The organism is Chryseobacterium ginsenosidimutans, from assembly GCF_024807225.1.
GTDB lineage: Bacteria > Bacteroidota > Bacteroidia > Flavobacteriales > Weeksellaceae > Chryseobacterium > Chryseobacterium ginsenosidimutans.
Window position 1 is genome coordinate 1,949,477 of the sequence record NZ_JANUCO010000001.1, and the last position, 11,887, is coordinate 1,961,363.

The window sequence follows — 11,887 nt, forward strand, 5'->3', positions numbered from 1 at the left end:
ATGCTTCCAAATCAGGAAGCATTTTTTATTTTTGTAGCAATGGAAAAAGTAGCCTTTATCATCAATCCTTTTTCGGCAAAAAAAAATTATCAGCCGTTTCTTAATGAACTGAAAGCTAAGGTGAAAGATCCTCTGTATTACATTTCAGAATCTATTGCAGGAACAGACGAGTTTATTTTGAAGCATTTCAATGAGATAGATATTTTTGTGGCAATTGGAGGCGACGGAACAATTTCAACCATTGCTAAAAATTTGATTAATACAGAAAAAATTCTCGCTATTTTTCCGGCAGGTTCAGGGAATGGTTTTTCCAACGAGACCCAATTCGGGAAAAATCTGGATGAATTACTGGAAAAAATCAAGGTCAAAAATTCCAGAAAGATCGATACTTTCACCGTGAATGACCGACTTTCTATCAACGTTTCCGGAACCGGATTTGATGGAAAAGTGGTGAAAGAATTCGAAAAAACCGACCGCGGATTCAAAAATTATATCAAAGTTTCCCTGAAAACGTTTTTCAATTACAAACCCATTAAGGTTAAATTTTTTGACGAACAATATCAACAATACAACGGAAAATACCTAATGTTGAATATTGCGAACACCCGCCAATTCGGGAACAACGCATACATCGCTCCCAATGCGAGTAAAAGCGATGGTCTTGTTGATATGGTTTTGGTGAAAAAATTTCCGTTGACGTATTCTGCGCTTTTTGCATTCAGAATGTTCACGAAAAAACTGAAGGATGACGATTACGTGACGTATCTTCCCGTTTCAGAAATCGAATTTAAAGTCAACACCAAAAATTGGCATCTCGACGGCGAATTCAATAAAATAAAATCTCCGATTCACGTCAAAGTACAACCTGCAAGCTTGAATATTTTGATATGAGTCATTGATAATATTGAAGTTAGCCTGTGAGTGTGTCGAAGTAAAGCCATCTCAAAAAATAATTTACAGTTTGTCATTTCGACAAAGGAGAAATCCACAACCATTAATAATTCATCATTAATAATTAATAATTAATAATTTTTTCAGGAGCTATTTCCCGCTTTCCATTGCAATCTTTTTTTTCAAAAAAGGATTTTCACTCAATCGGGGCTAGGATTTCAGGGATAGTTTTAACAATCTGTTTTTTACGACCATTTTGTCATCCCGTAGGGATCTAGGCATCGCATCTTGAAAAATTATTTTGTATTATTTGCTTAGATCCCTACGGGATGACAATCTTTATGGGAAAGATCAAATTTCCAATTTCTTCTCAACCTCATTCGGATGATCCAGACAATATTGCAATTGGTTTTTATCCAATTGTTTTTCCCAGTTTGCTACTACAACAGTTGCCACAGAATTTCCGATAACATTGGTTAAAGCACGGCATTCACTCATAAATTTATCAATTCCTAAGATCAAAGTCATTCCCGCAATCGGAATTTCGGGAACAACAGCTAAAGTTGCAGCCAACGTTACGAAGCCAGCTCCGGTAACTCCGGCTGCACCTTTCGAGCTCAACATTGCCACTAAAAGCAGCATCAATTGCTTCTCAATCGGAAGATGAATATTCAACGCCTGAGCAATAAATAAGGAAGCCAAAGTCATATAAATATTGGTTCCGTCAAGATTAAAAGAATATCCTGTAGGAACAACCAAACCGACAATTGTTCTTGAACAACCTGCTTTTTCAAGCTTTTCCATAATTCCCGGAAGTGCAGATTCTGAAGAGCTTGTTCCTAAAACCAAAAGAAGCTCTTCTTTCAGATAATACATTAATTTAAAAATATTGAAACCGTTGTACCAAGCAACCGCTCCTAAAACTACAACCACAAAAAGGGCAGAAGTAATATAAAAGGTTCCCACCAAAAATATCAGATTTAAAATAGAATGAAGTCCGTATTTTCCGATAGTAAAAGCCATTGCGCCAAAAGCACCGATCGGAGCGAGTTTCATCAGCATATGCACAATTTTGAAAATCGGAGTAGAAAGATCCTGTAGAAATTCGGTTACTTTATGGCTTTTTTCTTTTGTCAGAACCAAGGCAACTCCCATCAGAATAGCAACTAAAAGCACCTGCAGAATATTTTCCCCAACCAGCGGACTAAACAAAGTTTCGGGAATAACATTCATCATAAAACCCGTCAATGTTGTTTCGTGAGCCTTTTGCTGATATTGCGAAACGTCCCCGGAAAGTGTTGCAGGATCAATGTTTAACCCATGTCCGGGTTGTAAAATATTTCCGACGATCAATCCGATAATTAAAGCCAATGTTGAAAAAGTAATGAAATAAATCATCGCTTTTACGGCAATTCTTCCCACTTTTTTCAGATCGGTCATGTGTGCAATTCCCAAAGTCAGTGTTATGAAAATTACCGGAGCAATGATCATTTTTACCAATTTGATGAATCCGTCACCGAGAGGTTTCATTTTTTCGCCCAGTTCAGGATAGAAATTTCCTAAGAAAATTCCTGCAATAATTGCTATAATAACCTGAAAATAAAGTTGCTGATAGAATTTTTTCGCTTTCAATAGAATATCGGATTTTAAAGGCGAAAATTAATAAAATTTGCTCTAAAATATGATAAAAGTCATAAGAAGTTTCGGCTGAAACCTTCAAGGTCTTTAAAACCTTGAAGGTTTAGATATAGAAATTATTCCACCGCAACAGAATCGTCACCGCGACCATCCGCAACCGCGTGAATATTTCCGTTTTCACCAATTAAAATCATTTCTGTTCTTCCGATCTGATTCCATTTTTCTGTTTTATAACCTAATTTTTCTAAATCTTTTATAGTAGTTTCAGGAAAATTCTTCTCAAAAGCGACACTTTCTGGAAGCCATTGATGGTGGAATTTTGGGGAATTGACGGAAATATTTGTATTTAATTTAAAATCAACAACATCTACAATCGATTGATAAACAGAGGTCGGAATCGTAGTTCCTCCCGGAGTTCCGACAATCATATAAGGTTTTCCGTTTTTCAGAACAATCGTCGGAGTCATCGATGAAAGCATTCTTTTATTAGGCTGAATGGCGTTTGCTTCTCCGCCGACAGCTCCAAACATATTGGGAACACCCGGTTTTATGGAGAAATCATCCATTTCATTATTTAGAAAAAATCCGGCTCCTGACACGACGACTTTACTGCCGTATAAACCATTTAAAGTAGTGGTAACGGCTGCTGCATTTCCCTCTTTATCGATTACGGAAATATGAGTAGTTTCCGTAGATTCTTTAGGTTGTTTAATGATTTTTCCAACTTCTGAACTTGGAGTTGCTTTATTAAAACTGAAACTTTTCCATCTGTTTTTCAAATATTCATCAGAAATTAAATACGATGTTTTGTCTTTAATAAAATCCGGATCGCCCATATATTCGGCTCTGTCGGCAAAAGCTCTTCTTTCGGCTTCCACCATAATTTGAACTGCTTTTGTAGAATTCTGCTGATATTTTTCAAGATTTTCATAACCCGCCATTTTCAACATCTGAGCCAGAAGAATTCCGCCGCTTGAAGGTAAAGGCATAGAAACAACATTATTTCCTTTATAATCAAATTCAAGGGCTTTTCTTTCGGCAACTTTATAGTTTTTAAGATCTTCTAGCGTGATAATTCCGTTTCCTTTCTTCATTTCTGAAACTAAATATTCGGCGGTTTTTCCTTCATAAAATCCTTTTAAACCTTGTTTTTGAATTAATTTCAAGGTTTCTGCCAATTCTTTCTGAACCAAAATATCTCCCATTTTCCAAGGAGTTTCTTTTACGAAAACGATGGATGATTTATTATGTTGCTGAAAATATTCTTTGTTTGCATTTAATAAACTCGCTTCCTGTTCGGTAATAGAAAAACCTTTTTCGGCTAAATCAATCGCAGGTTGAATTAATTGATTCATAGGAAGTTTGCAATATTTCAACGTTGCAAAAAATCCGGCAACACTTCCCGGAATTCCGACAGCTAATCTTCCGTTTTGAGATAAATCGGTGTTTGCTTTTCCGTTTTTATCAATGTACATGTCGTGAGTTGCCTTGTTTGGCGCAGTTTCACGATAATCTAATGTGAATTTTTCACCGTTATTTTTTACCCCAACCAAAAATCCGCCACCGCCAATATTTCCGGCTTGAGGATAGACAACTGCTAAAGCATATTGTGTTGCTACAATAGCATCGTAGGCATTTCCACCCATTTTCAGGACTTTTGCACCGGCTTCACTGGCAAGAGGATGCGCAGAAACGACAACGCCTTTGTTTTTTACCTTAACTTCTTTTACAATATTAAAATCAGTGTATTGTGCTGAAAATGTGTGAGAAAATAAAATAAGTGAAATAATAATCTTTTTCATTTGTAAATTTTATAACCTAATTTACAATTTTGTTTTAAGATAGGGTTTAAAATATTTATTTTTGCTTCCGATCAACTAATAAAAAAGAAAAATGGAATCCCACACGGAAAGAATACTTATTACAGGTGCTTTAGGACAGATCGGTACCGAACTTACAAACAGACTTGTTGAGATCCACGGAGCAGATAATGTTGTTGCTTCAGGGCTTGACAGATGGCAAAAGGGAATCACTGCAGCCGGACATTACGAGAGAATGGACGTTACGAATACGCAATTGGTAAGACAGGTGATCAAAGATTATGAGATCACAACGGTGTATCATTTGGCTTCATTATTGTCGGGAACTTCAGAAAAGCAGCCAATTTTTGCATGGAAATTGAATCTTGAACCTCTTCTTCATTTTTGCGAATTGGCGAAAGAAGGTCTTCTTCAAAAGATTTTCTGGCCGAGTTCAATCGCAGTTTTCGGGAAAGGAATTCCAAAGGAAAATGTGGAACAGGATGTCGTTTTGAATCCGACAACGGTGTACGGAATTTCGAAAATGGCTGGTGAAAAATGGTGCGAATATTATTTCGACAAGTATGGAGTAGATGTAAGAAGTATAAGATATCCGGGATTGATTTCATGGAAAACTCCAGCAGGTGGCGGAACTACAGATTACGCTGTTGAGATTTTTTACGAAGCCATTGAAGAAGGAAAATATACAAGTTTTATTTCTGAAAATACAGGAATGCCGATGTTGTATATGGACGACGCAATCAATGCAACTTTGAAATTAATGGAAGCTCCGAAGGAAAGTTTGACAGTGCGTTCGTCTTATAATTTGGGTGGAATGTCTTTCACTCCGAAAGAATTGGCAGAAGAAATTAAGAAAGAAATTCCAGGATTTGAGATCGATTACAAACCGGATTTCAGACAGCAGATTGCAGATTCTTGGCCGGCTTCCATCAACGATTCTGTGGCGAAAAAAGACTGGGGGTTAACGTATGATTTCGGAATTTCTGAAATGTCAAAAGACATGATCAAGAATCTTAAAGTAAAATTGGGTAAAAATTAATTTATCTAAAGTTTAACTTTAATTAAAATATATTTTAACATCTGATTTTTAATTTATTATAAATTTTATCTAAAACTTAATTTAAATGGTATTATTCACTTTTAACATCGTAAATATTGAAGCTGACACGAAAAATGGCGTTCAGATTTCCGATGAAGAAAGATTGAAAATTTCACATGATAATACAAAAGCTATTCTTAGGATTTTAGATATTCATGATGTTAAAGCAAGCTTTTTTGTGGAGATTTCGCTCGCTCAAAAGCTTCAAAATTTAATAAAAGCAATTTCATCCAAAGGGCATGAAATTGCTTTTTACAATAAGAATTCCAGTCTTCAGGAAATTGAAGAAGCGAAGAAATTTACAGAGGAATTTTTAGAAAAACAAATCAGAGGAATTCGCCAGAAAGATTTAAAACTGCCGCAGGAAGATTTAAAATTATTGGAATTTAATTATGTTTCCAACATCGATAATGCGGATATTTTTTTTCCTTTTAAGCGCTTAAAAAGAGATACGCAAATCACCGAAGAAAACGGATTGAGTATTGTCCCGGAAAGTATTTCTCCTTACAGCCAATTGCCTTATAATGATTTTGTGTTTCAGGTTTTGCCGATGAGATATTATAAGAGTATGATTTTTGAAACGTTAAAGAAAGATGATTTTGTTTTGATTTATCTGAACTCCTGGCAATTTACAGATTTCAATAAATATCCATTTGAAATGCCTTTTTACCGAAGATTAAATTTAGGCAGAAAAATGGAGGACAAATTAGATGCCCTCCTTACTTGGATCAACGAGAAGGAGATGGCTACTTCCCGTATGAAAGATTATATTTTTTGAGTCTTTTTCTTTGACTGAATTTTTTCTCCCACAGATTTCACGGATTTACAGAGATGTTTGTGCTTAATTTGTGAAAACATTAACGTATTTATGCTTGAAAAATTAATTTAAACGCAAAGATTTAATTATTTAAGCCGTTGATTTCAGATAGCAAAGGCAAATAAATTTGCTTCGCGAAGCTGAAACAGGAGCTTAATCAAATCAACATGTTGATTCATCTTTGCTCCCCTAAATATATATTTTCAAAATAAAATCTTTGCGTTTAAAAATTCTCCAAAATTTTTTAGATTAAACATATACTTGTGTTATTCGTGCAAAAAATTAGTGTTATTTGTGTTTAAAGCTAAGCCAATTCAAAAAGCGTAATTTCCGGTAAAACACCGACTCTTCCCGGATATCCCAAAACACCGAAACCTCTGTTTACATACAGCATTTTTCCTTCGCTTTCATATAAATCTGCCCATTTTGGATATTTGTATTGTACGGGCGACCATTTTATATTTTTAAGATCCAAACCGAACTGCATTCCGTGTGTGTGTCCCGAAAGTGTTAAATGAATGTCTGTCGGATGCTTTTTTACCACGTAATCAAAATGAGTAGGGTCGTGGCTCATTAAAATTTTTGTAGCATCTTTTGGAACGTCTTTCAAAGCATCATCCAGTCTTCCGAATTGTGGGAAAGGCTTCAATCCCCAGTTTTCTACACCGAGAATGTATAGTTTTTCACCGTTTTTCTCGATGATTCTATGTTCGTTTCGAAGCATATCAAAACCTGCCTGTCTTTCGTATTCGATTAATGTATCAAGATTTTTCTTTTTTTCATCCAATGAAGTCCAGCTTACGTAATCTCCGTAATCGTGGTTTCCAAGAACTGCTAATTTCCCGTCTTTTGCTTTAATTTTTGAAAATAAAGAAATAAAAGGCTTGAATTCATCTGCCACATTATTCACCATATCTCCTGTAAATAAAACAAGATCAGGATTTTGTTCATTAATTAAGTTGATCGCGTGTTCCAATTTACCCGGGTCGCTGAAACTTCCACTGTGAACGTCTGAAATCTGTACGATTTTGTATCCTTTGAAGCTTTTGGGAAGATTAGCAAAGTTTATTCTTACTCTTCTCACTTTGTGGCGGTATTTTCCAAACGTAATTCCGTCGATGAAAAGGGCGGAAAGAAACTCCTCCTAAACCTAATCCTATTAAGCTTAAAAATTTCCTTCTTTCCGGGAAAAAGTTTTCTGTAGGGCGTGTTAATCCGATTAAATAGCTTCCTGTTCTGAAAATATCATCAATCAATAAAAATAAAACGATGAAAACTTTAGGCAAAACAAATACAACAAACAATGAGATCATTATTTGCGCTCTCATGGTACTTCTGTCTGACTTTTGAAAATGAGAGACTTCGTAGGCGAAAATCCCATAAACAGTTAAAGACACGATCCAATAACCGAGTCTTATCCAGAAATTATCTGTTAACGTTCTTACTGCCTGATAAATGTAAACTTCTAAAAACAAGAAGATTGCAGCAATAATTAAAAAATTTCTTTGCATAATCGAGTGTAAAAAAAGCACAAAGAATAGTTTCCCTGTGCTTTTTTATATTTTAAATTAAATATTATATTAAGGAAATCTATAAACGATCGCATTGATGTTCATTCCGGCACCTACCGAAGTCATCACAATGTTACCTTTTTCTTTAAACGTTTGACCGTTCATTTTTCCTTTAATTATTAAATCAAACATGGTAGGAATTGTTGCAACCGACGAATTTCCAAACATTTGGATCGTCATCGGAGAGATGGCATGGTCGTAATCTTTCACGTCATATAGCCTGTGAAGTCTGTCGATCATAGCATAATCCATCTTGGCATTTGCCTGGTGAATTAATATTTTGTCGATGTCATCAATAGAAAGTCCGGCATCATCAATCGTTTCTTTAATAGCAACAGGAACATTTTTAAGAGCGTACTCATAAATTTTTCTTCCCAGCATTCTGATAAATGGCTTGTCTCTGTCAACTTCCTTGTTTAAAGAAGGGCCACTTACAAGATATTCCAATTCAGGACCGTTGTCACAGATTGTATTGTGAGCGATGATTCCTACATTTTCTTCGTCGGTAGCTTTTACCACAACTGCACCGGCTCCGTCTGCAAAAATCATTTTGTTTCTGTCGAAAGGGTCTGTCACTCTGCTTAAAGTTTCGCTACCTACCACAAGAATTGTTTTAGCAACTTGAGCTTTAATTAAATGATCTGCCAAAATCATTGCTTCTACCCATCCCGGACATCCAAAAATCATATCGTATGTGATACATTTCCTGTTTTTTATACCCAAATGGTTCTTCACTCTCGCTGCCATATTCGGCATAAAGTTCACAAGTCCACCTTTATTTACCTCTCCAAAATTACTTGCATAGATAATATAATCTATTTCTTCAGCTTCAATTTTTGCATCTTCGATAGCCACTTTTGCAGCTTCATAACCTATTTTGGAGTTCGAAAGATCGTCTTCAATATATCTGCGTTCCTCAATTTCTGTAATTTCTACAAATTTTGATATGATTTCTTCAGTAGGTTTTTCAATTTTTTCACCTTCATCCGTATAGAATTCAGAATCTAAAAAATAATCTCTACCAATAATTCTATTAGGAATATAAGATCCAGAACCAATAATGATCGTATTCGGCATTCGTTTAAATGATTTTTTTAAAGACGCAAAGTTAATAATTAATATTAATAACAAAGAATTAAAAATATTATTAAATTTGCAAAAATTGTACTTTACAATCCTATGAAAAACAATCCATCCTTAAAAGGCTTACTTATTGCAGTTGTGGCGTTTATCGTTGCCTTTGGGATCTACTTCCTTTTTTTAGCGAAAAAGAACTCTTATGTTGTAGATAATCCTACTCCCAATACGTTTTACTATAAAATTAATAACGGTTCGGAAGGAACAATTGCGGGAGGGCAAACCGTTCCGATAGACCTGAATAAGGGGAAAAACTCGATTAAAGTTTTCGATCAAAATAAAAAATTACTGTTCGATTCTGCGTTTGAAGTAAACAAAATCCGTGGTTTAATTAATATTGCCCATCAAGATTATTACGTTAATGATCAATATTATGGGTACAATCTTAAAAAAGATTCATTACTTTTGGCACTTGATAAGACTGTGATCGACGGAAAAGCATATTATGGAGGTGCAAGACGCTTCAATAAATTATTTACTGATGATTTTTATTACAATGTGGATGAAGATTACGATAAAGTGATCAAAAACATTCAGCAGATAGAATCGAGATCAAAAATCTTCAGAAAGCAGGATTACCTTAATTATTATAAAGAATATTACAAGTTTTAAGTTTTGACAAAAGATATCAACCAAGTGACTCCCTACAATTCGGAGGCTACAAAGAAGAGCCAGGTAGAGGATATGTTCGACAATATTGCACCAAAATACGATCTTTTGAATCGTGTTTTATCCCTAAAAATTGATGTTTTATGGAGGAATACTTTGGTGAAATGGATGAAAAATGATAATCCGCAGGAAGTGCTGGATGTGGCTACTGGAACGGGAGATCTGGCAATTACGATTGAAAAAGGAACAGGTTCAAAAGTAATTGGTTTAGATTTATCGCAACAAATGTTAAATGTTGGCGTTATTAAAATAAAAAAACTTAAATTAGACGGCAAAATTTCCATGCAAAAAGGGGATGCAGAAAATTTACCTTTCGAGGACAATAGATTCGATGCTGTTTCCGTTGCATTTGGAGTAAGGAATTTTGAAAACCTTACCAAAGGTTTGGCAGAATTAAGAAGAGTAGTGAAAGATAACAAGAGTGTTTACATACTGGAGTTTTCAAAAGTTGAGGGGTTTCTAGGACCATTTTATATGTTTTATTTCAGAAATATATTACCTGCCATCGGCAGATTGGTTTCCAAAGATAACAGGGCGTATACATACCTTCCGGATTCTGTAAATGCTTTCCCTTTCGGGGAAAAAATGAGACAAATTCTTTTAGATACAGGATTTAAAAAAGTTGAATATAAAAAACTTAGTTTAGGGATAGCCACAATTTATAAAGCAACAAAGTAACCTATGAATAAATTTTTATTAAGAGCACTGGTTTTAGCCTCAGTAAATGTTGCAGTTTTAGCAAACGCGCAATTCAGAACCCGTAACAGAATGGATAAGTTGGAAGACTTTGACGAGCAAAAATTCAGTTGGGGTTTTTATCTGAATGGTAATAAACTAGACTACCGTATCGTTTTGAATCCTAGATATGGTATGAATAATAATCAAAATCTTGTTACTTCTAAAGAAAGTTACAGTTTCGGTGCCGGTTTAATCGCCAAATGGAGACTGAATGACTTTTTAGATCTAAGATTAGAAACCAGGGTTACAATTTGGTCAGAGACAATTGACCTTTAATACACAATCAAACGACCAGTACGCTGCCGGAAGTTTGACGAATGATCCTTTTATTCCGATCCCGTTAACGGAAAAAGACAGAGTAAGAGAGATTAAAACAACGTTGGTGGATGTTCCCGTATTGTTGGAATTCCATGGAAACAGATGGTACAACTCAAGACCTTACATTGCAGCGGGGGTAAACTACATCGTAAACCTTCAGTCGAATTCAGATTCTACGGATGACAATATGCAGCAGGTTTTCAGATCTACAACGCATAATTTTGCTTGGTCTGCTGAAATGGGTGTTCAGTTTTACTTTAGTAAATTTAAATTGACTCCGGCAATCAGAGGTACGTTTATCATGAACAACGAAATCGTTGCCGATAATGCAACTACACCACCTTACTGGACGTCTGCAATGTCTACTTTACAGACAAGAGCAGTATTCTTCGTATTGAAATTCGAATAAGAAAAGATCTTAAAAATATAGAAAGGAGGTGCAAAAGCATCTCCTTTTTTGTTGCACTATCAAAATATAGAGCTTTTTATTTTTGTTAGTATTAATATTTTGTTATTTTTGCTAATAGTTAGAATATATAAAACCTGAAATGCTTCAAGATTTAGAAAACAATTTTTCAGAATTAGAGAAAAAGATTTTACTATTACAAAAGAATTATAAAAATCTTACTGAAAAGTTCTCAGAATTAAATATTGAACATGAAGACCTGAAGAAGAGATACGACGAGGAAAGGAAAAAAGGTCAGGTATTAGCAGAAGAACAAAAAAATATAAAACTTTATTCAGCAATATCAGGAAATCCTGAACACAACAGATTGATGAAAAATCATATCAACAGATTGGTAAAGGAAATAGATTTCTGTATTGCACAGCTTCAAAACAGTGGATTATAATGGAGGTAAGAAGAATAACCATCAACATTGCAGGAAGGGTGTATCCGCTGAATGTACCGGCAGCAGAGGAAGAAACTCTGCGTAAGGTAGGGAAGCAGATTGAAAGTATGATTAAAGATTTTGAACAAAACTTCGATGTGAGAGACAAGCAAGATGCTTTGGCAATGTGTGCCCTGAAATTGGGAACGAATGCCGAAGTGGTGTCTATGAACTACGATAAAACAATAAATTCAACCAACGAAAGATTAATGCAAATCAATCAATCGTTGAACGAAACAGGGAAATAGATTTTTTCCCACAAGACTGCCTACAATAATTCTAACACATTAAGGTAAACT

At 35.0% G+C, this 11,887-nt stretch carries 12 protein-coding genes and 1 pseudogene; 9 read left to right on the forward strand and 4 right to left on the reverse strand.

Annotated elements, in window-relative coordinates:
- Nucleotides 1-891, forward strand: coding sequence for a diacylglycerol/lipid kinase family protein (locus tag J3D55_RS09300; RefSeq protein WP_374759475.1), 891 nt, complete (start codon nucleotides 1-3; stop codon nucleotides 889-891).
- Between the two features lie 351 nt (nucleotides 892-1,242).
- Here the strand turns inward: J3D55_RS09300 and J3D55_RS09305 are convergent, their stop codons facing one another.
- Together J3D55_RS09305 and ggt are read right to left on the reverse strand one after the other, a co-directional pair.
- Complete coding sequence (locus tag J3D55_RS09305) at nucleotides 1,243-2,523, reverse strand: dicarboxylate/amino acid:cation symporter (RefSeq protein WP_259130556.1); 1,281 nt, start codon at nucleotides 2,521-2,523, stop codon at nucleotides 1,243-1,245.
- A gap of 122 nt (nucleotides 2,524-2,645) precedes the next feature.
- Complete coding sequence (gene ggt / locus J3D55_RS09310; RefSeq protein WP_259130558.1) at nucleotides 2,646-4,331, reverse strand: gamma-glutamyltransferase; 1,686 nt, start codon at nucleotides 4,329-4,331, stop codon at nucleotides 2,646-2,648.
- Between the two features lie 91 nt (nucleotides 4,332-4,422).
- Here ggt and J3D55_RS09315 point away from each other — a divergent pair, with 91 nt between their 5' ends.
- Together J3D55_RS09315 and J3D55_RS09320 are read left to right on the forward strand one after the other, a co-directional pair.
- Nucleotides 4,423-5,388, forward strand: a complete 966-nt coding sequence (locus J3D55_RS09315) for an NAD-dependent epimerase/dehydratase family protein (protein WP_259130559.1) — start codon at nucleotides 4,423-4,425, stop codon at nucleotides 5,386-5,388.
- An 85-nt stretch (nucleotides 5,389-5,473) separates the two neighbouring features.
- Nucleotides 5,474-6,226: a polysaccharide deacetylase family protein gene (locus J3D55_RS09320; RefSeq protein ID WP_259130560.1), complete on the forward strand. Its 753-nt coding sequence runs from the start codon at nucleotides 5,474-5,476 to the stop codon at nucleotides 6,224-6,226.
- Nucleotides 6,227-6,569: 343 nt separating this feature from the next.
- On the opposite strand, the pseudogene J3D55_RS09325 reads toward J3D55_RS09320, so the two are convergent.
- A pseudogene (locus tag J3D55_RS09325) lies at nucleotides 6,570-7,776 on the reverse strand (metallophosphoesterase).
- A gap of 69 nt (nucleotides 7,777-7,845) precedes the next feature.
- On the reverse strand, nucleotides 7,846-8,913 hold the full coding sequence (locus tag J3D55_RS09330; protein ID WP_259130562.1) for a 3-oxoacyl-ACP synthase III family protein: 1,068 nt from the start codon (nucleotides 8,911-8,913) through the stop codon (nucleotides 7,846-7,848).
- Nucleotides 8,914-9,015: 102 nt separating this feature from the next.
- Here J3D55_RS09330 and J3D55_RS09335 point away from each other — a divergent pair, with 102 nt between their 5' ends.
- The 6 genes from J3D55_RS09335 (at nucleotide 9,016) to J3D55_RS09355 (ending at nucleotide 11,836) form a co-directional block, all read left to right on the forward strand.
- A complete protein-coding gene (locus J3D55_RS09335) occupies nucleotides 9,016-9,585 on the forward strand; it encodes a FixH family protein (RefSeq protein ID WP_259130563.1) in 570 nt (189 codons plus the stop codon).
- A gap of 3 nt (nucleotides 9,586-9,588) precedes the next feature.
- Complete coding sequence (gene ubiE, locus J3D55_RS09340; protein WP_259130564.1) at nucleotides 9,589-10,320, forward strand: bifunctional demethylmenaquinone methyltransferase/2-methoxy-6-polyprenyl-1,4-benzoquinol methylase UbiE; 732 nt, start codon at nucleotides 9,589-9,591, stop codon at nucleotides 10,318-10,320.
- A 3-nt stretch (nucleotides 10,321-10,323) separates the two neighbouring features.
- On the forward strand, nucleotides 10,324-10,656 hold the full coding sequence (locus J3D55_RS22320; protein ID WP_310466881.1) for a hypothetical protein: 333 nt from the start codon (nucleotides 10,324-10,326) through the stop codon (nucleotides 10,654-10,656).
- The gene (gene porT, locus J3D55_RS22325; RefSeq protein WP_310466882.1) at nucleotides 10,646-11,107 is read left to right on the forward strand and encodes a type IX secretion/gliding motility protein PorT/SprT; all 462 of its coding nucleotides are present in this window, start codon (nucleotides 10,646-10,648) and stop codon (nucleotides 11,105-11,107) included. Before J3D55_RS22320 ends, porT begins: the two co-directional genes overlap by 11 nt.
- A gap of 139 nt (nucleotides 11,108-11,246) precedes the next feature.
- Nucleotides 11,247-11,549 (forward strand): hypothetical protein, encoded by a 303-nt coding sequence (locus J3D55_RS09350; RefSeq protein WP_259130566.1) that lies wholly within the window; start codon nucleotides 11,247-11,249, stop codon nucleotides 11,547-11,549.
- Complete coding sequence (locus tag J3D55_RS09355) at nucleotides 11,549-11,836, forward strand: cell division protein ZapA (RefSeq protein ID WP_259130568.1); 288 nt, start codon at nucleotides 11,549-11,551, stop codon at nucleotides 11,834-11,836. The genes J3D55_RS09350 and J3D55_RS09355 overlap by 1 nt, the downstream gene beginning before the upstream one ends.
- Nucleotides 11,837-11,887 lie beyond the last annotated feature (51 nt).